The sequence below is a fragment of the Limosilactobacillus portuensis genome (assembly GCF_014838735.1).
Taxonomy (GTDB): Bacteria; Bacillota; Bacilli; order Lactobacillales; family Lactobacillaceae; genus Limosilactobacillus; species Limosilactobacillus portuensis.
The window spans coordinates 16999-39878 of the sequence record NZ_JABUXQ010000006.1; the positions used below are offsets into that span (position 1 = coordinate 16999).

Annotated in this window: 23 protein-coding genes; 2 read left to right on the forward strand and 21 right to left on the reverse strand. The window is 40.0% G+C overall.

Going from position 1 to position 22880, the window contains the following annotated elements:
• Window positions 1–61: 61 nt before the first annotated feature.
• The 4 genes from HUK49_RS02820 to uvrC form a co-directional block, all read right to left on the reverse strand.
• Window positions 62–895, reverse strand: coding sequence for an SDR family NAD(P)-dependent oxidoreductase (locus HUK49_RS02820; protein WP_191912579.1), 834 nt, complete (start codon window positions 893–895; stop codon window positions 62–64).
• Window positions 896–920: 25 nt separating this feature from the next.
• Entirely contained in the window at window positions 921–1850 is a 930-nt protein-coding gene (gene rnz, locus HUK49_RS02825) for a ribonuclease Z (protein WP_191912580.1), read from the reverse strand.
• A 33-nt stretch (window positions 1851–1883) separates the two neighbouring features.
• A complete protein-coding gene (gene obgE / locus HUK49_RS02830; protein ID WP_098044643.1) occupies window positions 1884–3197 on the reverse strand; it encodes a GTPase ObgE in 1314 nt (437 codons plus the stop codon).
• A 65-nt stretch (window positions 3198–3262) separates the two neighbouring features.
• Window positions 3263–5074 (reverse strand): excinuclease ABC subunit UvrC, encoded by a 1812-nt coding sequence (uvrC, locus tag HUK49_RS02835; protein WP_191912581.1) that lies wholly within the window; start codon window positions 5072–5074, stop codon window positions 3263–3265.
• A 137-nt stretch (window positions 5075–5211) separates the two neighbouring features.
• Here uvrC and HUK49_RS02840 point away from each other — a divergent pair, with 137 nt between their 5' ends.
• On the forward strand, window positions 5212–5352 hold the full coding sequence (locus HUK49_RS02840) for an SPJ_0845 family protein (protein ID WP_191912582.1): 141 nt from the start codon (window positions 5212–5214) through the stop codon (window positions 5350–5352).
• Window positions 5353–5409: 57 nt separating this feature from the next.
• Here HUK49_RS02840 and HUK49_RS02845 read toward each other — a convergent pair whose 3' ends face one another.
• The 8 genes from HUK49_RS02845 to rpsO all read right to left on the reverse strand — a co-directional run bounded on the left by HUK49_RS02845 (window position 5410) and on the right by rpsO (window position 13924).
• Window positions 5410–5709, reverse strand: a complete 300-nt coding sequence (locus tag HUK49_RS02845) for a nucleoside triphosphate pyrophosphohydrolase family protein (RefSeq protein ID WP_003716887.1) — start codon at window positions 5707–5709, stop codon at window positions 5410–5412.
• The gene (yihA, locus tag HUK49_RS02850; protein WP_191912583.1) at window positions 5709–6305 is read right to left on the reverse strand and encodes a ribosome biogenesis GTP-binding protein YihA/YsxC; all 597 of its coding nucleotides are present in this window, start codon (window positions 6303–6305) and stop codon (window positions 5709–5711) included. The genes HUK49_RS02845 and yihA overlap by 1 nt, the downstream gene beginning before the upstream one ends.
• A 24-nt stretch (window positions 6306–6329) precedes the next feature.
• Window positions 6330–7583 carry an ATP-dependent Clp protease ATP-binding subunit ClpX gene (gene clpX, locus HUK49_RS02855; protein ID WP_098044646.1) on the reverse strand — a complete coding sequence of 418 codons (1254 nt, stop codon included), beginning with the start codon at window positions 7581–7583 and terminating at the stop codon, window positions 6330–6332.
• Between the two features lie 248 nt (window positions 7584–7831).
• Entirely contained in the window at window positions 7832–9148 is a 1317-nt protein-coding gene (gene tig, locus HUK49_RS02860; RefSeq protein ID WP_191912584.1) for a trigger factor, read from the reverse strand.
• 183 nt (window positions 9149–9331) lie between these two features.
• Window positions 9332–10522, reverse strand: coding sequence for an elongation factor Tu (tuf, locus tag HUK49_RS02865; RefSeq protein WP_102169071.1), 1191 nt, complete (start codon window positions 10520–10522; stop codon window positions 9332–9334).
• Window positions 10523–10708: 186 nt separating this feature from the next.
• Window positions 10709–11602 carry a hypothetical protein gene (locus tag HUK49_RS02870; protein WP_191912585.1) on the reverse strand — a complete coding sequence of 298 codons (894 nt, stop codon included), beginning with the start codon at window positions 11600–11602 and terminating at the stop codon, window positions 10709–10711.
• An 87-nt stretch (window positions 11603–11689) separates the two neighbouring features.
• Window positions 11690–13483 (reverse strand): ribonuclease J, encoded by a 1794-nt coding sequence (locus HUK49_RS02875; protein WP_191912586.1) that lies wholly within the window; start codon window positions 13481–13483, stop codon window positions 11690–11692.
• A 171-nt stretch (window positions 13484–13654) separates the two neighbouring features.
• The gene (rpsO, locus tag HUK49_RS02880) at window positions 13655–13924 is read right to left on the reverse strand and encodes a 30S ribosomal protein S15 (RefSeq protein ID WP_102169068.1); all 270 of its coding nucleotides are present in this window, start codon (window positions 13922–13924) and stop codon (window positions 13655–13657) included.
• A gap of 244 nt (window positions 13925–14168) precedes the next feature.
• Here rpsO and rpsT point away from each other — a divergent pair, with 244 nt between their 5' ends.
• Window positions 14169–14423, forward strand: a complete 255-nt coding sequence (gene rpsT / locus HUK49_RS02885) for a 30S ribosomal protein S20 (protein ID WP_003716879.1) — start codon at window positions 14169–14171, stop codon at window positions 14421–14423.
• A 155-nt stretch (window positions 14424–14578) separates the two neighbouring features.
• Here rpsT and holA read toward each other — a convergent pair whose 3' ends face one another.
• The 9 genes from holA to HUK49_RS02930 all read right to left on the reverse strand — a co-directional run bounded on the left by holA (window position 14579) and on the right by HUK49_RS02930 (window position 22831).
• The gene (gene holA, locus HUK49_RS02890; protein WP_191912587.1) at window positions 14579–15616 is read right to left on the reverse strand and encodes a DNA polymerase III subunit delta; all 1038 of its coding nucleotides are present in this window, start codon (window positions 15614–15616) and stop codon (window positions 14579–14581) included.
• Window positions 15586–17805, reverse strand: coding sequence for a DNA internalization-related competence protein ComEC/Rec2 (locus HUK49_RS02895; protein WP_191912588.1), 2220 nt, complete (start codon window positions 17803–17805; stop codon window positions 15586–15588). The genes holA and HUK49_RS02895 overlap by 31 nt, the downstream gene beginning before the upstream one ends.
• 50 nt (window positions 17806–17855) lie before the next feature.
• A complete protein-coding gene (locus HUK49_RS02900; protein WP_191912589.1) occupies window positions 17856–18341 on the reverse strand; it encodes a ComE operon protein 2 in 486 nt (161 codons plus the stop codon).
• Window positions 18342–18404: 63 nt separating this feature from the next.
• Complete coding sequence (locus tag HUK49_RS02905; protein ID WP_191912590.1) at window positions 18405–19049, reverse strand: helix-hairpin-helix domain-containing protein; 645 nt, start codon at window positions 19047–19049, stop codon at window positions 18405–18407.
• Window positions 19050–19218: 169 nt separating this feature from the next.
• Window positions 19219–20268 carry a SepM family pheromone-processing serine protease gene (locus HUK49_RS02910; RefSeq protein WP_191912591.1) on the reverse strand — a complete coding sequence of 350 codons (1050 nt, stop codon included), beginning with the start codon at window positions 20266–20268 and terminating at the stop codon, window positions 19219–19221.
• On the reverse strand, window positions 20252–20773 hold the full coding sequence (gene coaD / locus HUK49_RS02915; protein ID WP_102169062.1) for a pantetheine-phosphate adenylyltransferase: 522 nt from the start codon (window positions 20771–20773) through the stop codon (window positions 20252–20254). Before coaD ends, HUK49_RS02910 begins: the two co-directional genes overlap by 17 nt.
• Window positions 20774–20778: 5 nt before the next feature.
• Window positions 20779–21336: a 16S rRNA (guanine(966)-N(2))-methyltransferase RsmD gene (gene rsmD, locus HUK49_RS02920; protein ID WP_191912592.1), complete on the reverse strand. Its 558-nt coding sequence runs from the start codon at window positions 21334–21336 to the stop codon at window positions 20779–20781.
• A gap of 2 nt (window positions 21337–21338) precedes the next feature.
• Entirely contained in the window at window positions 21339–21617 is a 279-nt protein-coding gene (locus HUK49_RS02925) for a DUF2129 domain-containing protein (RefSeq protein ID WP_102169060.1), read from the reverse strand.
• A 5-nt stretch (window positions 21618–21622) separates the two neighbouring features.
• Window positions 21623–22831 (reverse strand): FtsW/RodA/SpoVE family cell cycle protein, encoded by a 1209-nt coding sequence (locus tag HUK49_RS02930; RefSeq protein WP_392391020.1) that lies wholly within the window; start codon window positions 22829–22831, stop codon window positions 21623–21625.
• Between the last annotated feature and the right edge of the window lie 49 nt (window positions 22832–22880).

Sequence of the window (22880 nt, forward strand, 5' to 3'; positions counted from 1 at the left end):
AATCAAGAGAGGAGTGAGACTGACAATTTTTATCGTCCCACCCCATTGCCTGGAGAGTTAATTATAGTTCCTTCTTGTTTTGCTGAAAATCAAAAAACTTCTTGATTGCCCAATCACCGAGACCAGGAATAATTCCATATACCCAGCTTAGGCAGGTTACATAGCCCGGAAGATTAATTTCCCGTGTCTTGTAGCCAACATTATCCAAAATTTGTTCAGCAAGCTTATCTGGGGAAATAAACATCCACTTTGGCAAGTGTGCACGATACTTTCCCTGAGTATCCGCCTTTTCAAAAAATGGGGTATCAATCGGACCAGGATTAACCGTTAAGACTTGAACACCATAGTCAGCAACTTCCATTCGTAAGACATTGTCAAACTGATTAACTCCTGCTTTAGTGGCGGAGTAAGCTGCACTATTAGGTGTTGGAATCTTTCCTGCCATTGAACCAAGATTGATAATTGCCCCATAGCCCTGATCCATCATTTGGCGGGCAACACAACGACTAATGTACATTAGAGCAAGGAGGTTAACATCAGTCATTCGTTTAAGCGTTGCGAACGATTCCCCAGTTGCTGGTGAGAAATCGCCCAGACCAGCTGAGTTAACAAGGGCATCAATCCCACCAACCTCGTGCTGAATTTGGGACAAAACAGCATCGATTTGGTCAGGATCAGTAACATCTAACTGGTAAGAAAAGGCAGGACGACCAGATAAAATCAAGCACTGGTTAGCAACTTTTTCTAGGCGCTTCTTATCACGTGCTACCACAATCACAATTGCTCCCCGACGTGCTGCTTCAAGAGCCAATGCCTTGCCGATTCCACTATCGCCACCGGTTATTAAGACTACCTTGTTTTTTAAGAACCGTAGCTGCTTAAACCTCTTTTTCATTTTAAGGACCTCCTTGCTAGTCTACTTATTTCTTAAATGGAACATCAATCACATCAAAGTCATTTACTACTCTAGTGTCTGGTACGACATCACGAACCTGGTATGCTAACTGATATGCTGCTTTTCCCGTATACCGTGCTGAAATATGGGTCAACAATAACTTCTTTGCACCTGCCTGCTTAGCAACCTCTGCCGCTTGGAGACTCGTTGAGTGATAGTAATTGTGAGCCATTTTGGCTTCATTTTTAGCAAACGTACTTTCATGCACGAGGACGTCCGCTTTATGAGCAAGGACTACCGCGTTAGGCGTTTGCCGTGTGTCGCCAAGAATTGCGATAATTCGCCCTGGTTGCGGCTTTCCAATATAGTTCTTCCCATCAATTACTCTACCATCGTCAAGCTTAACTGTCTTTCCAGCTTTTAATTGACCGTAGATTGGCCCAGAAGGAATATTATCTTGACGTAGCTTATCTACTTGCAGCTCACCAGGATGATCAGCCTCTTCAATCCGGTAGCCGTAGCAAGCAATCTTATGGTCAAGTGACATCGTTGTTACTTTAAAGCCGCGTTCGTTAAATAATTCTTGACTATGATCAATCTCAACGAATTTCAGAGGATAACTTAGTCGTGATTCACTCACCTGAAGGGCCGTCATCACAAACTTTTTAATTCCCACCGGTCCATAAATTGTTAACGGCTCATTTCCCCCCTGAAATGACCGTGAACTTAAGAATCCTGGTAAACCGAAAATATGGTCGCCGTGAAGATGCGTAATAAAGATCTTTGTTACCTTTCTTGGACGAATCGTCGTGTGAAGAATTTGGTGTTGGGTTGCTTCACCTGCATCAAATAACCAAATTTCATTTAACTCTTCTAATAATTTCAAGGCAACACTAGTAACGTTTCGCTGCTTACTTGGTGAGCCGGCTCCAGTTCCTAAAAATTCAAGCTGCATGCTTTTTCCTCAATTCCTTCTGATTTTTATTTATTATTGTACAAATTCAAAGACAAATTTATCGATTCGGACAGTATCACCGTCTTGAATTCCCTTAGCCCGTAATGCTTCATCAACCCCCATATGACGAAGCTGACGAGCAAATCGCAATTGACTTTCTTCATGGGTCAGATCGGTCATCTTGAATAAGCGGAGAAGTTTTTCACCGCCAAGAACCCATGTACCATCTTCATCACGGCTAATGGTAAAGGCGGCCTGATCTTTTTCTGGTGCTTCAGCCTTGTAAGTTGCCTCAAGTTGTTCGTCATGACTTTCACTATCGAATGCTGGCGTCTTATCGAGCAGGTCAGCAGTCAATTGCATTAGTTGTTGAACTCCCTGATGAGTAACTGCCGAAATTGGAAAAATCTCAGGCTGCTTTGCGAGTGTCTTATCAGCTGCCAAGTCTTTCTTAAAGGCGGCTAGATTCTTTTCAGCATTTGGCAAGTCCATCTTCGTTGCAACAACAATTTGTGGTCGCTTCAAAAGTTCTGGATCGTAGTTAGCCAATTCATGATTAATCTTCTTAAATCGCTCAATCGCTTGCTTTGGATCATCACTACTCATATCGACTAAGTGAAGAAGCACCCGCGTCCGTTCAATATGACGAAGGAACTTTAAACCGAGGCCAACACCTTTAGAAGCCCCTTCGATCAACCCTGGCATGTCAGCCATTGCAAAGTCACGGCCATCAGGCAATAGAACCATCCCTAAGTTAGGGACTAATGTAGTAAATTCATAGGCCGCAATTTTAGGCTTAGCGCCAGTAACGACGGACAATAGGGTCGACTTACCAACTGATGGAAAACCAACTAAGCCGACATCAGCAAGCATCTTCAATTCGAGTTCCAGGTACCGATCCTGCCCAGGCTCACCATTTTCGGCAATTTCAGGAGCCGGGTTTTTCGCACTGGCAAAGTGAATATTACCGCGACCGCCACGGCCACCCTTGGCGACTACTAAAGTCTGACCATTCTCAACAAGGTCACCAATAATCTTACCGGTATCCAAGTCTCGAACCGTTGTCCCTTGAGGCACGCTAATAACAGTGTCTTCTGCACTAGGACCGGTCATCTGCTTACTCATCCCGTTGCCACCATTTTTTGCTTTAAAAATCCGGTGATAGCGAAAGTCCATCAAGGTTCTTAGTCCTTCATCAACTTTCAGTACGATATTACCGCCATGGCCACCATCACCACCGGATGGTCCACCATTAGGGACATATTTTTCACGCCGAAAGGAAACCATTCCGTTCCCACCTTTTCCGGCATGAGCTTCAATTTTAATTTGATCAACAAAAGTATTCATAAGTTGATTTCTCCGTTCTTCTGTTCTAATTACAAGTATATTGGAAAAAATTACCAGCGTCAAAATCAATCATGACTACTACCCTTAGCTATTTCGGCGTTTCCTTGAAGAGAAACTTTAATTAGCTGGGCAGTCTTCATGTTAATTCCTAACGAATGAATATCCTCGACTGGGGCTGCAGCGATTTTGGTAATTGAACCATATTTTTGCAGCAGCTTTGTCCGGGTCCGTGGTCCGACCCCCTTAATCGCATCCAATCGTGAGGCCATCGAATGACGAGCATGAACTCGCCGGTGGAAAGTAATTGCGAAGCGGTGAACCTCATCTTGAATCCGTTGAACAAGGTAAAAGCCCTGACTCCGCGGATTCAAATTAATATGTTCGTCTTGGTCACCAAAAAGGAGATCCGCTGTTTTATGCTTATCATTTTTAACCATTCCAACTACTGGAATATCCAAGCCGAGTTCGTTTTCAAGCACATCTTTAACCGCGTTCATTTGAATTTCACCACCATCCATGAAGATCATGTCAGGCATTGGCTTATTTTCCTTCAGTAGTCGTGAATAACGGCGACGAATTACCTCTCGCGTACTAGCAGCTTCATCAGCATGATTAATTACACTCTTCAGTTTATATTTTCGATAAAGTTTCTTCGCTGGTTCCCCGTCAACAAAAACAACCATTGCACTAACCGGGTCAGCTCCTTGGATATGTGAGTGATCAAAGGCTTCAATCTTATGTCCTTCCGGTAATCCTAACGCATCAGTAATTTCTTTCATTGCGCCAGTTGTCTTCTTGGTATCAAGTTCAAGGAGCCGGAACTTTTCATCAAGTGATAGTTGGGCATTTTCACGTGCCATCGCCATTAAATCACGTTTTTCTCCCCGTACGGGCGTTCTTACTGGTACTCCTAAGATTTCACTAATTTCTTTGTTCGGGAGTCCATGCGGCAGAAGAATTTCTTTTGGTAAAACATTATTTCGGCGATTGTAGAATTGCAGAATAAAACTAGTCATTTCTTCGATATCAGTATCAACAACCGGAAATAACCGTTTTTCCCGCTTCATTAAGCGCGCCTGACGAATAAAGAACACTTGGATAGACAACCAACCCTTATCCATATAGAAATTAAAGAGATCTCGCGGTGTCTTATCGTTAGAAATAATCTTCTGCTTTTCAACCGTTACTTTAATATAGTGTAACTGATCGCGAATCTCAGCTGCACGTTCAAACTCTAAATTTGCTGCTGCTTCATCCATTTGCTTGGTTAACCGACGCTTCACAGTCGCTGTATTCCCGTTTAAGAAAGACTTAATCCGCTTAATCTGCTCATCGTATTCTTCACGAGGGACAGTTTTAAAGCAGGCACCAAGACATTGTCCCATGTGGTAATACAAACACGGTCGATTTTGGTAGCCATTACAGCGCCGCAGAGGATATACTTTCTGAATGAAATGAAGGGTTTCTTCAGCAGCATAAACGTTTGGATAAGGGCCAAAGTAATAAGCACCATCCTTCTTTACCTGCCCCGTAATCATTGTCCGCGGATCCCGTTCATTGGTAATCTTGATGTACGGATAACCAGTTCCTCGTTTTAACCTAATATTAAAGTAGGGTTGGTGCTTTTGAATTAATGTAATTTCCAGTAAAAATGATTCCTTATTTGTTGAGGTCACGATCGTTTCAAAATCAGCAATCTCGGAAACCATTTTCGCCACTTTTCCCGTATGAGAACTCTTAAAGTAAGAGCGAACCCGATTCTTTAAGTTTTTGGCTTTGCCGACATAGATAATCTGATCGTTAATATTCTTCATCAAATAACAACCAGGCTTATCCGGTAATAATGCCAGTTTATGTTCAAGGTGTTCACTTGCCATAAAAATTCCTCCACTTAAATTGCTAAGTATTAATTATACGTTAAATCAAAGGAACAACGCAAAGGATCTGTCCAGATAATTGTACTTTCGACCCTTTTTATGCTAGAGTATGAAAAAACTAGAGGAGGATGTTGAAAATGGGACTTGTTACCCGACGCAGTACGCAATTAGACAAGCTGTTTGATCAATTTGCGGTTGATCCCAAAAAGACGAAGAAGCAACCCAAAGATCCTGAAAAAGATAAAGAAACAGCCAAAAAGGAAAATAATAACAAGTAATAAGTAAAGCGGCAAGAATGGTGTTAGTTGAGACCACTCTTGCCGCTTTACTATTAATTAATCCTGTTTTTTAAACCCTTGTGGATAGCGTTTATTTAATTCATTAATATTAGTCTTAGCAACTTCATCAAACGGAATATCAGCCCATTCGGCAATTTGTGAAAGGTACCAAAGAACATCACCCATTTCATGAATAAGTTGTTGACGATCTAATTTGCGACCACGGAATGTATAGTTCTTTACCAGGTCAACTACTTGGCCAGATTCGCCAGCTAACCCCAACGCACAATTAGTTAATACTTGTTCATTACCATAGAGCGTCCGTTTTGCCGCATTTTGGTATTGATCGAAATCCATTAATTTTGTTCCTCCCCAATTCGCTGTTCAATCCAATTCCACACTTGATCCTTCCCCTGCTTTTTAACAGCAGAGAATAATATCAATGGTGTCTTAGGTGTTAAGTCCAGCGTTTTGCTAATATCATTTTTTACCCGATTTCGAGCATTTGGCTTAACCTTATCAATCTTCGTCCCAACAATTAGGGTCGGAATATCATAATAAGCAAGCCACTGATACATTGAAACATCATCAGCTGTCGGTTTATGCCGACCATCAACCAATTGAATAACACCACGTAATTGTTGACGTGTTGTTAAGTATTCCTCAATCATCTTACCAAATCGTTCCCGTTCCTTTTTGGAAACTTTTGCGTAGCCATAACCGGGAACATCAACAAAGTATAGTTCATCTTCCACATTATAGAAGTTTAATGTTTGTGTTTTCCCCGGCTGGCTAGATGTATGCGCAAAGTTTCGTCGGTTAATGAGGACATTGGTTAATGACGATTTACCGACGTTCGACCGACCAACAAGCGCAATCTCCGGATAGTTAGTTGCAGGGTATTGTTTAGATTCTACCGCACTGATCGTTAAATCAACATTATTGACTTGCACTGCCTTGCACTCACCTTTCTTAAATTATGAAGCTTCCTTTTCGCCTTTCATAACGTATCGTGGCTCCGTGTGTTGAGTTACACAACGCTTGTCGATAATTACCTTTTCAACGTCCTTTCGGCTTGGCAAATCAAACATCACATCACGCATAACGCCTTCAATAATCGAACGAAGACCCCGAGCACCAGTATTTCGCTTAATTGCTAATTGAGCCATTGCACGTAATGCTCCATCGGTAAAAGTCAACTGACTGCCATCAAGACGAATTAATTCTTGGTACTGCTTAACAAGTGCGTTCTTCGGTTCAGTTAAAATCCGGACAAGATCGTCCTCATCAAGCTTTTGTAATGCTGTCATTACTGGGAGCCGACCAATAAATTCTGGAATCAACCCGAATTTTAATAGATCTTCAGGAATAACGTGTTGCAAAATATTCTTTTCGGTAACATTAGCGGCTTCGTCGGAGTTAGTCCCAAAACCGATTGTCTTATCGCCAAGACGTTCCTTAACAATCGTCTCAATCCCATCAAATGCACCACCGACAATAAACAGGATATTCTTAGTATCAACCTGAATAAATTCTTGTTGAGGGTGTTTCCGACCACCTTGAGGAGGAACATTAGCGATGGTTCCTTCAAGGATCTTCAAAAGAGCCTGTTGAACACCTTCACCGGAAACATCACGGGTAATTGAAACATTTTCACTCTTCTTCGCGATCTTATCAATTTCATCGATATAGATAATTCCTTTTTCAGCCGCTTCAACATCGAAGTTTGCAGCCTGAAGAAGCTTTAAAATAATGTTTTCAACATCTTCACCAACATATCCTGCTTCAGTCAATGTAGTCGCATCAGCAATTGCAAACGGAACGTTTAGGATCCGTGCTAGTGATTGAGCTAAGTAAGTTTTCCCCGAACCAGTTGGCCCAATTACCGCAATGTTACTCTTTTGCAATTCGGTATCATTATTATCACCAGTTGTCATTGCATTAACCCGTTTATAGTGGTTATAAACCGCAACAGAAAGGGTCTTTTTAGCATCAGACTGCCCAATTACGTAGTCATCAAGCTTGCTCATGATTTCTTCAGGTGTTGGAACCTTAAATGTACTGTTCTTACGGTCCTCTTCAAGCTCCTGGTCAATAATTTCTTGGCACAGGGCAACACATTCATTACAGATGTAAACCCCCGGGCCCGCAACAATCTTTTTTACTTCATCTTGCGACTTACCACAAAATGAACAGTGGACTGAATCCATACCACTAGTATCTTCAAACATGGATTGTAGCCTCCTATTAAATATACTGCTTTAATAATAACAAACTTAACTGATTAATTCGAATGATTAGTTTACAAAAATAATCAAAATTAAATTAACACGAATATCACAGTAATACAAATGGCTTCAAGAGCCTGCCTAGTAAAAACGAACTCTTGAAGCCTATTTGCAACCACGAAAGCATGGGAAAAGTTTATTTATCCCATGCTTTTCGCGTTTAAATATTATTTAACTGATAATAGGATCGATTACTTATCTTCCTTCTTATCATCGGCCTTTTCAACTTGCTTAGCTGAATCAGCAACTAAGTCAACAGCCTTCCGAATCTTAATGTCATGTGTAAGCATGTCTTCAGACAAAGCGTTCTTAACTTGGTCTTCCTTCATGCCATATTGCTTAGCAAGGTCACTAATTTCAGCCTTGATTTCATCTTCAGTTGCAGCTAAGTCTGCATCGTCAACGATTGCTTCAAGGACTAAGTTAGTCTTAACCCGTTGTTCAGCATCAGCAGCAAATTGCTTCTTCAAATCATCTTCCTTAGTACCAGTGATTTGGAAGTACATTTGTGGGCTAATACCTTGTTGTTGCATTCCAGCTAAGTATTGTTGCATTTGACGGTTAGTGTCTTCATCCAACATTGATTGTGGAATATCTTGAATTTCGGCATTTTCAACCGCAGCGTTAATTGCTGAATCTTCAATGGCAGCCTTAGCTTGGTTGTCCTTGTTTTCTTGTAATTCCTTCTTAGTCTTGTCTTTTAATTCGGCAAGAGTATCAACATCTTCGTCAACATCCTTAGCAAAGTCATCATCAAGTTCTGGAAGTTGCTTTTCCTTGATTTCGTGAACCTTTACCTTAAAGATAGCTTCCTTACCAGCTAAGTCTTTAGCATGGTAATCTTCAGGGAATGTAACCTTAACATCAACATCATCGTCAGTGTTGTGACCAATCAATTGATCTTCAAAGCCAGGGATAAATGATCCTGAACCTAATTCAAGGGAGTAGTTGTCAGCGGAGCCACCATCAAACTTCTTGCCATCAATGCTACCTTCATAGTCGATAACAACAGTGTCACCCTTTTCGGCTGGCTTGTCTTCCTTTAATACAAGTTCTGCTTGTTGTTGACGCTTCTTTTCAAGTTCAGCGTCAACGTCAGCATCACTAACTGTAGTATCTTGCTTTGGAACTTCCATTCCCTTGTAGTCGCCAAGCTTTACTTCTGGCTTAACGTCAACACTAGCAGTTAATACCCAAGGTTGGTCCTTGTCCATGCTCTTGATATTAATTTGTGGTTGAGCAACCGGTTCAATACCAGCTTCCTTAACAGCATCACTGTAAGCTTGTGGTAATACCTTGTTTAAGGCATCTTGGTAAAGTGATTCTTCACCGTACATTTGGTCAAAAATTTGACGTGGTACTCGACCCTTACGGAAACCTGGAACAGTAATCTTCTTCTTGGTTTCTACGAAGGCTTCGTCAAGTCCCTTCTTAATAGTGTCGACATCGATTTCAAATGTCAAAGTACCTTTACTGGCGTCGCTATCGCGTTCCCATTTTGCTGACATTTTATTTCCTCCAATATACATCAGATTGACCAAACACTAATCCGGCTGGTCTTTACATACTCTACTAGTTTACCGTACGTAAGTAGTAATTGCAACTAATCAAGAAATTCGATCAGATAAAAAATTTTAAAACAAAAAAGGTTCGGAAACCGAACCTTTTTCTCACTAAAACTAATAATTAAATTAGTCTAAGATGTCGGATACAACACCGGCACCAACAGTGTGTCCACCTTCACGAATAGTGAACTTAAGACCCTTTTCAAGGGCAACTGGCTTTTGTAATTCAACAGTGAATGTTACGTTATCACCAGGCATAACCATTTCTACACCATCTGGCAATTCAATAGTACCAGTAACATCAGTTGTGTGGAAGTAGAATTGTGGACGGTAGTTTGAGAAGAATGGAGTGTGACGGCCCCCTTCTTCCTTGGTCATAACATAAACTTCACCCTTGAACTTCTTGTGAGTTTGGATGGAACCTGGTTCAGCAAGAACTTGACCACGTTCGATTTGATCGTGTGAAATACCACGAAGCAATACACCAACGTTGTCCCCAGCTTCACCAAGATCAAGAGTCTTGTGGAACATTTCCAAACCAGTAACAGTTGACTTAAGAACGTCGTCAGTCAAACCAACGATTTCAACTTCGTCACCGATCTTAACAGTACCACGGTCGATACGACCAGAAGCAACAGTACCACGACCAGTAATAGTGAAGACGTCTTCGACAGGCATCATGAATGGCTTGTCAGTAGGACGCTTTGGAGTTGGGATGTAGTCATCAATAACATCCATCAAGTGAAGGATAACCTTTTCTTGTTCTGGGTCACCTTCAAGTGCCTTAAGAGCAGAACCACGAATAACTGGAACATCGTCACCAGGGAAATCGTATTCGCTAAGTAAGTCACGAACTTCCATTTCAACCAAGTCAACCAATTCATCATCGTCAACCAAGTCAGTCTTGTTCAAGAATACAACGATGTATTGAACACCAACCTGACGGGCAAGAAGAATGTGTTCACGAGTTTGTGGCATAGGACCATCAGTTGCGGCAACAACAAGGATAGCACCATCCATTTGTGCGGCACCAGTGATCATGTTCTTAACGTAGTCCGCGTGACCTGGAGCGTCGATGTGAGCATAGTGACGCTTTTCAGTTTCGTATTCAACGTGGGCAGTGTTAATAGTGATACCACGTTCCTTTTCTTCTGGAGCTGCATCGATATCAGCGTAGTCTTCAGCCTTAGCCAAGCCCTTTTCTGATAATACCTTAGTGATAGCAGCAGTTAAAGTAGTCTTCCCATGGTCAACGTGGCCAATAGTACCAATGTTTACATGGGGCTTTGTACGTTCATAATGTTCTTTTTCAGCCATTAATGAAAACCTCCTGTGAATTTACAAGTATAATGCCAGTCATTTCAAAAAAACAACTGACACACCCTTATGGATATTGTACTACTTCTTTTCGCCAATGAAAAGATTAATCAAATGGCTCTCAAGAAGAATTCTATAACATGATATCAACTATCTGCCAATTTGTAAATAATTTAATTCATGTTTTTATTGTAATTTATCAATGAACTGATTTAGTCTTTTCTGCCAATGAATAATCTGTTCGTTTTTACCACTATATTCACCTGTAGTAGCTCGTTTATACATTACATCAACCCACTGTTCTGGATCCGTGATTGCCTCATCAATTAACGGGTTCAACAAAATTGCTTGAAGATCCAGTTGAATTTGTAACGCTCTCAGGATTTGCGGGTCGGTTTGTCCTAATCGCTTGCTTAATATTTGCTGACACTTAACTATTACAGAATTTTGATAGGCGGTCGGTAAATTGTTAGGAATAATCAAATGCTCTTTCTGATCGATACACAGCATTGTAATTTCCTCTTGGCATTTAAGCTGTTGCAATATATTTAAAATATCAGCTTTAACAAATTGTTGGGTAAATGGATCACGAAGTAGAAACTTTGCACCAACCATAAAATCAGCTAGTGGGAGCTGATCGGCAGCTAATAGTCGCTTTCGTTGCTCTTCTAGCGGGTAATCACCAAGATGATAGAAAGTCCGGAGTTGGTTTTGAATTGTTGTCTTAAATTCCTGGCGATAGTCCGATTCCGCCTGTTGAACAAGGGGTAGCAGTTCAGTAATTACCTCTTCCGGCTGGCGTAAAATCATTGCTCGCGTAGAAACAAAATGCTGAGCCTTTAATCCAACCTGAACAAGGAACTTCACATCATTTGAAAACACTTGAGGATTCTGAGTGGCAACTTGATAGGCAAGCTTATACTGCTTTGAATTATACAGTGCCCTCGTTGTCCACTCGGTAAGTTGTTCGTCATCCACCTCATTTTGTAAATCAAACAAAATTGTCGCTGCATCACGCCATTTATTTTCCGTAAAAAGCTTCTTAGCTCTTTTAAACTGTTCTGTTTGTTCAGGATTCATTTTTACTTCACCTTCAGTTCTTTTAAAATCAAGAAACCAGGAAGTTTAGTCCTAAATACCCAACTCCCTGATTTCCTCCAGTATTACTTATGCGTTATTCTTTTTGGCATGGTGTTTCCGCCCACGGCCACGACCCGAATGCCGTTTTGCTTTTTTCTTATTTTCCTGTTTATTAGGCTCATTCTCTTCATTTTTCTGAGAACTAACCTTTTTCCGTGAATTTTGGTTAACTTCCATAATTACTGGAAGGATTACTGGATGTCGTTTAGTTTGATCAAACAAGAACCGGTTTAACTTTTCCCGAACATCTTGTTTTAGGTGTCCCCAATCAAATTCCTTTTGATCTAAGTTCTCTTGAACAACCTTCTCAACTAAGTCAGCACTTTGCTTCATCAATTGACGGTTAGTTTTAACAAAAACAAAGCCACGAGACGTGATTTGTGGACGAGCAACAATTTTCTTATTCTTCCGGTCAATCGTTGCAACAACAACAAAAATTCCATCCTCAGATAATACTCGACGATCACGTAAAACGATATTACCAATATCACCAATTCCTGTCCCGTCAATCATGGTATTAGCAACATCAATGTGTTCACCCACATGGAATTTGCCATTCTTATAAGTTAAGACATCGCCCTTATTTACAATAAAGATGTTTTCTGCAGGAATACCTACTTCTTCAGCTAATTCTGCATGACGATCTAATAGTCGGTATTCACCTTGAATTGGAACAAAGAACTTAGGCTTCATAAAGTTAAGCATCAACTGTTCATCATTTTGGTTTGCGTGTCCAGATGGGTTAAGATCATCTGAAATAAACTTAACCTCAGCTCCGGTCCGATAAATCATATCCTTAGTCTTTTGAACTTCGGTTTCTTGAGCATATGAAGGCGTCGTTGTAACAAAGACTAAGTCGTTATCAGATAAATGAAACTTCGGATTGTCCCCATTAGCAATCTGCTGGAGTGACTTAATTGGTTCCCCCATCTTCCCGGTTTCCAAGATCACAACCTGATCTGGTTCAAGGTCATTAGCCTCTTCCATACTAATAAGCAGATCCTTAGGAAGCTTTAATTTACCTAATTGCATTGCAGTATCAATAATCTGCTCAATATCTTCACCTGAAAGGACCAATTTACGATCAACCTTAACAGCTGCGTCGATAATTTGCTGAACCCGCATAATGTTAGAAGCGACACTTGCAACAACAATCCGCCCTTTTTGATACTTAAACGTTTCAAGGATATATTCACCGATATCCTTTTCACGTGCTGAGGCACCAGTAATTCCTGCTCCTGCAGAATCACTTAACAACGCTAAAACTCCTTGAGAACCAATTTCAGCTAGTCGTGCAAGGTCAGTCTGGTATCCGGTGCTGGCGGTTTGATCAAACTTAAAGTCACCGGTATAAACAATGTTTCCTTCAGACGTTTCCAAGACAATCCCCAATGTTTCTGGAATCGTATGGGTTGTTGCAAAGAAAGAAACAGTAACATCGTTAAAATCAATAGCCGTTGACTCATCAACAACGTGAAAGTCATTAAACTTTTTAACTTCTTTATGACCCTTGACCGCTAATTTTGCTAAAGCAATCGTCATTTCACTACCAAAAACAGGAACGTCAAAATCCATTAAGAAATATGGTAATGCACCAATTGCATCAGCATGTCCATGGGTAAGGAAAACACCGACTATATCGTCTTTTCGTTTCTTAAGATATTCCCAGTCAGGAATAACAACGTCAATTCCCATTAATTCATTTTCAGGGTACTTTAATCCAGCATCAAGAATGAAAATCTGGTTTTCAATCTCGACAGCGTACATATTTTTTCCATTTTCGCGTACTCCACCAAATGGAATTATCTTTATACTACTCATTTAGCGAGCTCCTTTGTTTAGTTTTACCTTTTTCAGGCATTTTATCGTACAAAATCACTATGTAATATCTTACCACAGAATAGTTAAGAATTGGAATAGGAGTACTCTAGAGCTAAAATTTAAAAATAAAAAAGCCAGAACTTTTCAGTCCCAGCTTTCCACGATGATGAATTACCGACGAAGACCTAACTTTTGGATAAGTTCACGGTAAGCATTCAAATCAGTCCGACGTAAGTAAGCCAAAAGGTTACGACGGTGACCAATCTTCTTCATCAAACCACGTTGTGAGTGGTAATCATGCTTGTGTGTACGCAAGTGGTCATTCAATTCGTTAATATCTGCAGTTAAAACAGCAACTTGTACTTGGGTAGAACCAGTGTCACCTTCGTGAGTTGCGAATTCCTTGATAATTTGATCCTTACGTTCTTTAGAAATAGCCATGCTATTTTCCCACCTTTCAATTTTTAAATGCGCCAAGTTCTAAGTATTGCGTCGGTGAGGATCGCAAAACTGAGAAGAGGCATGGTTCGAACAAACCTTTAATAATATAACCAATTTTCTTCCAAGATGCAAGTCAATCGTTTCAAAATTCTTCTTTACTATTGCATTGAGAACTAGTCTTTTGTATAATGACAGATGTTGAAAATTCTGGTCAACTGAATATTGGGTAACGGAGGTGAAACTCATGCCAATTATTAAATCAGCAATTGAACGTGTTCGTACTAGCGAAAAAGCTGAAGCACGTAACGCATCCCAATTAAGCAAAATGCGTACTGCTATCAAGAAGTTTGACAAGGCAAAGCTTGCTGGCGCAGATAACCTTGATGATCTTTACAAGGCTGCAATCTCAGCAATTGACCGTGCCCACTCAAAGGGTCTTATCAAGGCTAACAAGGCTGCTCGTGACAAGTCACGTCTTTCAGCACGTTACGCTAAGTAATTAAAAAAGTGAAACTGGAAAGTTTCACTTTTTTATTTTTTAAACAAAAGGAACTATAACATAAGCATTATTATCTCGATAAAAAACTGTGCAATTAACAAAAGGGCTTCAGTGCTCGGTAAATTCCGAACTCTGAAGCCCTTTGTTGATCATATTCAACCCATCCCTACGCCTTGTTGCTGTCCATACTGAAGCATAAACAGTTGAAAGAGTAGCTTGGGATCGCGTTGTGTTGTTTTCAATGCTTTTTCAATGTTAACTAATCCTAAGTATGCATTCTCTAATGCAAGCAAACTAAATTGACGAACGGTTCGCAGTCCCAGTTTAACCCGATACGGGTGAACTTTTAATTTTTGCGCTAGGCTCCCTTGACTAAGTCCTCGTGAACTCAAAATTTTTATTTGCAATAATAAGCGAAACTGGCTAATTAATACTGCATTAATCCTTAATGGCGGTTGTTGTCCCGCAATTAATTGATCATACAAGTCAATAGATCTCGTTTGATCATGCTTAAGAACAGCATTAACTAAATCAAAAACGTTTTCATCAAGTGATTGGGGCACTAGCTCTTCAACCGCCTGCTGGGTAATATGACGATCCTGGTATGTCAATAACTTTAACTTGCTTAAATTAGCATTCATTAACTCATAGTCAGCATTGGTCCGTTGAACTAGCTCGTCAATGGCCGCTTCATCAATTGTATACTGATCGCTAGTAAGCTCAGCACGGACCTGTTGCCGAGCATGTGCTTCATCTAAAGGAGCGGTATCAACTGTTACCGCTACCTTTTTTAGTTCTTTAACAATCTTTTTGCGTCCATCCAGTTTTTCATACGGTGCTAAGAAAACCAAAATAGTTGATGGCTCCGGATGTTGTAAATAATTACTTAGCGAGTCAAGATCGTGTTCGATTTTTGTTGGTCCTTTTTCTCCAGTAAAGAAATACGGCTTATTGATCAAAACTAGCCGTCGTTCACCAAAAAATGGGGTTGCCATCGCATCATCAAGGGCAACTGCTAACGGCGTTGTTTCCATATCATAGCTTCCCACATTCATTACCCGTTCTTCTTCTGGAATCAGATGAATAAACATCTCACGTACCCGTTGTATCAATACCTGCTGCGTTCCAAGGGCAAGATAGACCATTGCAGGAGTTTTACTCGTTATTTGTTGTTTAAGCGTGGTAACATCCACCCGTATTCATCTCCTTTTAGTTTTGTTTGCCAATGATAGTTGTTTCCATAGTAACGATACCGAATCATTCCATACTTCTGGGTTGATATTGACTTAACATTATTTTTTCCTAACATAATTATTGTCTCTTGATTAGGATGACCGTACCGATTTTGTCGTCCAGCAGAAATAATACCTATTCGTGGAAGAAGTTGCCTTATGAATTCCGGATCACTTGATGTTCTACTACCATGATGACCTAATTTTAAGACATCTACTCGTAAATCAGGGTTGCGGTGAATAACATTTCTTTCTCCCTGACGATCCAAATCTCCCATAAACATAAATTTAAGCTGACCAAAGGCTCCTACTAAAACCATTGAATCTTCATTTCTTCCTCTTCCCCTGTCAAAAGGGTGCAGAACATGGAGCTTTGAGCATGATAATTTATTACCAGCTACTACTGGAAGAATTTGGAGAGCTTGTTGATAATCGACAGGAATTAACTTCATCAAGGAATACTGCTTTTCCATTCCCTTTGGCACCACAATCCGCTTTACTCTAAAGTTTTGTAAAATCGACGTTAAGTAACCAATATGATCTAAATCATGGTGGCTAAGATAAATTGTATCGATTTTACTAACCCCGCAGCTCTTCAAATAATTAATGCTGGTCTTCGTAGCATAATCCCTTTTTGCTCGCGTAAGTCGTTTCCCAAATGATAATTTTCCACCTGTATCAATGAGTTCAACCCGATTACTAAACGGATAGCGAATTATCACACTATCACCTTGACCAATATCAACAAAGCTAACCTCACCATATAGTGGTACATGAACAGTGATAAAAGCAATGGCATACAAACCGGCAAGAAAAAGCAATGTTCTCAGCCGATAATGATCAATTATTAGTAAAGTTGCAATAAACAGTAACCAAATAATGATAACTGATGGTTTGCCAAACCTAATCAATCCTGGCCAACTACTTAGTTCACCTAAAAGCCATTCAAACTCCCTTAGCAAGGAATTAACAAGTACTGGGAAAAGTGGCAACCATTTAAATAACAATGCGCTAATAATTACAGCTGGGAAAATAATTTCCGAAAAGAATGGAATTATAAGGAAACTACAAATAAATGTTAAAAGGTGAATTTCATAAACAAATGCCAACACTGATGGCAAACTAACCAAGTTTAGAAGTAATGACTGTCGATAAGAGCGAATATTATCAGGAATAACCTGTAATGCAAACGATAATAAATAACTTAACTGACCACCGAGAGTTAGGAGAAGCCAAGGATCAAACAATAAACCGCCAAGCAGACTCATTGCCCACCCATCAAGCGAACTTAATCCCGTCATCCGTTGAATCAGGCTCATTTCCGCCATGATCACAGCTCGAATCAGACTAATCGAGCCACCACCAATAATTAAATAAACTGGCAGGCTAACAATTAAGAACCATTCAATCTCTTCGCGATTAAAGCGTACCCTAATCAATCCCTTTCTTAGGCAATCGATTATTAAAACAACGTGCATCCCAGAAATACAAAATAAATGTAATAACCCTAACCGTTTAACATTCTCCAACATCTCTGCACTCTGGTCATTCTTCATCCCCAAAATTAGTTGTTGACAATAACTAGCAAGTGGGTGAGGGAAATGGCTAAAGTAGGTAGATAACTTTGCACGTAAAATATGACACCGTTGGGTTAATCCTGGCTGATAATCGTTCTCAATTCGCAGTTGTTTACACTTAACCTGATTATAAATATGGAACTGCCAATAATAACGTTGTGAATCAAATTGATTAAAATTAGTAGCCGGCTCAAGAGGATGCTTATTCCCGGAAATTGTCCACCGCATTAGTTCCCTTGTCTTGCTAATTTTTTGGACTTCCCGATAATTCTTTGCAAAGTAAACTAGAATTATCCTTTCACCGGTTTCAATATCTGTTGCCCGAGCACTAATAAAATAGTCATTACTTGTTACTTGATCTGGTAAAACCAAGTATGTTCGATTAGTAATCTCGCACTGCTGCTTAACCGTAGTTGACCGAATTTTCTGCTGTTCATTAAAACACCCAACTGATACAAGAACTGCAATACAGCACGTTATGATTAAAATCAGTCGTTCTTTTAAGCTAATGATTCGATAAAAGATTAACGCAAGCAGAATCAGCAGCCAATAATAATGATTTAGGATAATCACCGTTACTAATCCGGCAACAATTGCCGGAAAAATAACCCGATTATAAATCGTTACTTCTGCTCTGGATGGATGTATTGATCCAAAGCAACCTGTTCAAGGATATTGTCGTCTAATTTAATTTGATTAAGGCGGATATTCTTTAATTTAATTAGTTTCATAGCATACTCATCATTATGATAATTCCGAATATAGTTAATTTCCTTGATTCCAGCCTGCAAAAGACTCTTTGTACACTGTAAACAAGGAAAATCAGTTACGTACAAGCTAGCACCATCAGTAGAAATCCCAAACTTCGCACATTGCAAGATTGCGTTCATCTCAGCATGAATAGTTCTTACACAATGACCATCACGTAGGTAACACCCTTCGTCAATACAGTGCGCATCCCCCGAAACAGAACCATTATAACCACCGGCAATAATCCGCTTATCCCGTACTAAAACGGCACCAACGGATAACCGATTGCAAGTACTTCTTGATGCTAATAGTGCTGCTTGAATCATAAAATATTGATCCCAATCAATCCTCTTTTTCATCTTTTCCACACTTTCCGAATACTTTTGATGACTAGTATAACAAACTTAAAATCAAACTAAAAATTAGACTGCTAACATCGGTTTCAACTTAGTAACGGTTTTTTCACCAAAGCCATTAATATTTTTTAGATCATCGACCGAATTAAAGCTTCCATGTTCCTGACGATATTTGAGGATTAGATCCGCTTTCTTATCCCCGATTCCCGTAATCCTACATAATTGCTCTTTAGTAGCAGTATTAAGATTAATAATTTCCTGGCTACCATTAGGAGGATTCTCATTCGTTGCTGAGGTTGATAATCCACCTCCCGATAATGATGCCGGAATTTGTTCACCCTTTTTCGGAATATAGATAACCTGGGCGTCAACCAGCTGCTTAGCCAGATTTACTTGGTTCATATCAGCATCGGGAGTTTCATGACCCGCTGCAGCTAAAGCTTCATTTATCCGCGAACCTCCCGGCAATCGATAAACTCCTGGATGAAGGACTGCTCCCTTAATGTCGACACATACCGCCTTCCCTCCCTTCACCTGTGATTGTTTCTGGGTGGTCGGTATTTTCTTATCAGTCGTTGCAAAGGGATCATTATTAACGCTAGTCTGTGGATGATATACTTTTCCCCCAACTACGATAGCCCCTACTAAAAGAACGCCAATCATAATTATTTTATTACGGTAATTCAACCAGATTTCCTCTAAGTGTTCCATAAATTATCCCCCTACTAATAAAGAACGCCAAAATTTAGTTTTTGCACGTTTAAATTTTAAAAAAGGAAGAATAACCTATATCCTCATTCCTCGGAGACCCACTCGACCTTCAATCCAAAAAATAAGAGACCAGAAAATTGCTGTTCTCTGGTCTCTAACTTAACACCTGCTATGGATGTGCTTTTAAATATTTAACTGCATCATTAAATGACGATACTGGCACTACTTTCATCCCCGGTGCAGACTTTTGTGCGGTTTTCTTGGCTAATTGGTAATTTGTCATGTGTTGCTCTTCATACTTGAGAAGGAGCTTAGATGGCTTGACATAAGGAGCAAAGAAGATTGTTGCACCAGCTTTATGGGCCGCAATTACCTTTTTGTCAATTCCGCCAATTTCACCAACCGAACCATCAGGGTTAATCGTTCCAGTTCCAGCGATCTTCCGTCCGTGGCGTAAATCCTGACCAGTCAATTGCTGGTAGATCTGTAAGCTAAACATTAAACCGCCAGAAGGTCCTCCTAGCTGACCCGGATTAACCTTAACCGGAATTTTAGTATGAACCTTAACATTATCAGTCAAAACAATCCCAATTCCAACCCGCGAACTAGCAATCTTTACTAATGGCTTAGTAACCGTATGATGACGACCATCATGAAGATAGGTTACCGTTAACGGTGAACCGACTTTTCGCTTAGCAATATACTTCTGAAATCCTTGAGCGGTATCAAAGTGATGACCATTAACTTTGGTTATCGTATCACCAACTTTAATATCTTTTTTGAATTTTGAATTCTTTTCAACTTCAAGAACATAGATCCCCAGGTACCGTTTGCTGACTTCTTGATGGGCAGCTTTATATGCGTTCGCAATTGCTTCATTAATTGCGCTTTGCATGTAAAAGTCTTGAACCTTATCAAAGGTTGCATTATTTTGACCACCAGTAACAGCTTGCTTGCTTTCAATTGTATTATAAGGGGTTAGCTTAGCCCAAAGATAGGTTGCAGGACGCGCTTGCTGAAGATAAACAGAAGTAATCATGAAACTTCCCTTCTGCTTATCAGGATGGCCCTTAATTTTAACGTAAGAACGTAAACTATCAGCAGTCCCCGGACTCTCAATATACTTATTAAGCGGCCAAAACAGGAACCAGCCGACAAATAATACGGCAAATAAAGTTAGTAATATTCGCCGCATAATTAACTTATCTTGTTTTTTCATTATGCTCCTTAACCTGCTTTAGCTTCTCCTCTTCAATTCGCTGTTTCAGTGCTTCATTAATGTTCTTTGGCAAGTAAGCAGAAATATCACCACCAGAAGATGTAACTTCCTTTAAGATACTGCTAGACAAGTGCTGATATTCTGGCTTTGCAAGGAAGAATACCGTCTCACACTGATCATCTAAGAAATTATTCATTGCGGCAATATCACGTTCATATTGAAAATCGGTTGTATTCCGCAAACCACGCATTAAGTAATCGGCACCAATTCTATTCATTAAATCAACGGTTAGGCCGTCATTCGTGATTACTGAAACATTATCCAACCCCGAAACGGCTTCACGAATCTGTGCTACCCGTTCTTCAACCGTAAATAACGGCTTTTTACTGCGATTAGTCATTACCGCAACTGCTAACTGATCAAATAGCGCACTTCCCCGTTTAATCAGGTCAAGATGTCCTAACGTCAACGGATCAAATGTTCCGGGAAATACTGCAACTTTCATTCTATTTACCCTCTTTCAAATCGATAAAAATTCAAAACCGTAATTCCGTAATTCTGTCGTTTAATAAAGCTAAACGAATCTATATTCTCAGGCAGATTAGCTTCCTGATTAGTTTCGGCAACTATTAATGCATCATCATTCAGAAGATTAAGTTCAGCCATTCTTGTCATATCCTTAACAATCTGCTGTTTGGCATATGGGGGGTCAAGATAAACCAAGTCAAACTTTTTTTCCTGTTTTGCAAGAACGGTCAAGGCTTTGCGCGAGTCCATCTTCAAAACAGTGAATTTTTCAGGATGCTTTGTTACCCCAATATTATCCTTAATCGTCTTAATTGCCGGATAAGCGCGGTCAACTAAAATAGCATGCTCAATTCCTCTTGAGACTCCCTCGATACTAAGGCCACCACTACCGCCATATAAGTCTAGACTCGTTCCGCCACTAAAATAAGGACCAATAATGTTAAATAATGCTTCTTTTACTTTATCAGTCGTCGGTCGCGTCGCCATTCCTGGAACAGCACTTAATCGACGACCACCAAATTCACCAGCAACAATTCTCATTCTTAATCATCCTCATCATGTTGTTTGTATAAGCCTGTTTGTTCCAGATCGGTTAAGGTTGGATCGAGATCTGGGCGAGCAGAACTAATAACTCGCTTAACCGCACGCAAATGTTGAACTCGCTCTTTAACTTCATCGTAACGATCCTGATTAACGTATAGGATTGCATAATGGAAATGCTTTGATGCATACCGCAACTGACCATAATGATGTAAACTTCGCAATACCCGACGTCCATTGTAATAGACAATGATTGCTCGTCGTTTGGTTAAGTTGAACATGTTCTTTACCCCCTAGCACTTCTTTGTTGACGAACGCTTCTTCGTAACGCCCGCTGTTTATTTTGCTGGATACTAATATTCATAATGATTCCAACAGTGAATGATAGGATCAGCATACTCGACCCACCGTAACTAATAAAGGGAAAAGTTACACCAGTAATTGGCAACAAACCTAAAACTCCCCCAATATTAAAGAATGCTTCAATTAAAATAAACGTCGCCGAACCATAGCACAGTAACATCTCATACATTGAATTACTACGGACGCCAATTTGAATCATCCGACAAATGATGATCATCAATAGTATTAGAATAACACTAACACCAACAAGTCCTAGTTCTTCACTTGTGATTGACATAATAAAGTCGGTGTTTGGTTCGGGAAGGTAGCCCATCTTCTGAACACTATTTCCGAGGCCAGAACCAAAAACACCACCATTACTGATCGCATAGTACGAATTAACTAACTGACTTCCAGATCCAGAAGCATTACCGAATGGGTTCAAGAAAGCCACAAATCGTGCCATCCGATAGCCATGAATCAAGCCACTTTCAACGGCTTTTTCAACTAATAGGTAGCACATTGTCGGAATAATAAGCAAAACACTAATTCCAAAACTCCAGCGAAAATCACAGGCGAGAAAAAGAACGGCAACAATCATCACATTAATTGCCATCCCTCCGATATCCGGTTGAAGAACAATTAAGAGCAAGCAAAGAGCAACTACCAGCCAGGGGCCACCCCCAGAACTAATAAAGTGATCATTTCGAGCCCGAACCCGTGCCATCCGATCAGAAAGATATAAGATAAAATAAATCTTACAAATTTCCACTGGTTGAATGTTAATCACACCAAGGTTAATCCACCCCTTGGCCCCATTGACCGCATGACTCAGCACAAGAACAAACAAGAGCATCCCAACCATCACAAGTGTTGAATCACGTAAAAACCGTGGCGTTCGGTAATGCCTTAGGGGATAATTAGCCCCAAAAATTAAGCAGCCGATCCCCATAATTACATAGATCGTTTGCTTAATCAGGTAGGAAGTTGGGTTTCCTCCATTCTGCATTTCAATTGCTGAACTAGCAGAATATACCATGACAATTCCAATCATACACAAAACTAAGTAGGGGACCATTAAATAATAATCCCAGTAATGAAAGTTCTTTCTGATCTGAGAAATATGAATTTTATGAATATGTTTAACTTTCACTATTGCACCTACCTAATCGAAAAAATTCTCTTTTATTATACACCAAAAA

Coding starts and splice junctions, on each gene's coding strand:
- HUK49_RS02820 (WP_191912579.1), bottom strand. CDS start 895: ATGAAAAAGAGGTTTAAGCAGCTACGGTTCTTAAAAAACAAGGTAGTC.
- rsmD (WP_191912592.1), bottom strand. CDS start 21,336: ATGAGAATTGTTGCTGGTGAATTTGGTGGTCGTCGATTAAGTGCTGTT.
- tuf (WP_102169071.1), bottom strand. CDS start 10,522: ATGGCTGAAAAAGAACATTATGAACGTACAAAGCCCCATGTAAACATT.
- HUK49_RS02875 (WP_191912586.1), bottom strand. CDS start 13,483: ATGAGTAGTATAAAGATAATTCCATTTGGTGGAGTACGCGAAAATGGA.
- HUK49_RS02905 (WP_191912590.1), bottom strand. CDS start 19,049: ATGGAACACTTAGAGGAAATCTGGTTGAATTACCGTAATAAAATAATT.
- HUK49_RS02925 (WP_102169060.1), bottom strand. CDS start 21,617: ATGTTCAACTTAACCAAACGACGAGCAATCATTGTCTATTACAATGGA.
- rnz (WP_191912580.1), bottom strand. CDS start 1,850: ATGCAGCTTGAATTTTTAGGAACTGGAGCCGGCTCACCAAGTAAGCAG.
- rpsO (WP_102169068.1), bottom strand. CDS start 13,924: ATGGCTATTTCTAAAGAACGTAAGGATCAAATTATCAAGGAATTCGCA.
- uvrC (WP_191912581.1), bottom strand. CDS start 5,074: ATGGCAAGTGAACACCTTGAACATAAACTGGCATTATTACCGGATAAG.
- tig (WP_191912584.1), bottom strand. CDS start 9,148: ATGTCAGCAAAATGGGAACGCGATAGCGACGCCAGTAAAGGTACTTTG.
- clpX (WP_098044646.1), bottom strand. CDS start 7,583: ATGTTTGAAGATACTAGTGGTATGGATTCAGTCCACTGTTCATTTTGT.
- HUK49_RS02840 (WP_191912582.1), top strand. CDS start 5,212: ATGGGACTTGTTACCCGACGCAGTACGCAATTAGACAAGCTGTTTGAT.
- HUK49_RS02870 (WP_191912585.1), bottom strand. CDS start 11,602: ATGAATCCTGAACAAACAGAACAGTTTAAAAGAGCTAAGAAGCTTTTT.
- rpsT (WP_003716879.1), top strand. CDS start 14,169: ATGCCAATTATTAAATCAGCAATTGAACGTGTTCGTACTAGCGAAAAA.
- HUK49_RS02900 (WP_191912589.1), bottom strand. CDS start 18,341: ATGAAAAAGAGGATTGATTGGGATCAATATTTTATGATTCAAGCAGCA.
- HUK49_RS02845 (WP_003716887.1), bottom strand. CDS start 5,709: ATGGATTTCGATCAATACCAAAATGCGGCAAAACGGACGCTCTATGGT.
- coaD (WP_102169062.1), bottom strand. CDS start 20,773: ATGAAAGTTGCAGTATTTCCCGGAACATTTGATCCGTTGACGTTAGGA.
- HUK49_RS02910 (WP_191912591.1), bottom strand. CDS start 20,268: ATGAAAAAACAAGATAAGTTAATTATGCGGCGAATATTACTAACTTTA.
- obgE (WP_098044643.1), bottom strand. CDS start 3,197: ATGAATACTTTTGTTGATCAAATTAAAATTGAAGCTCATGCCGGAAAA.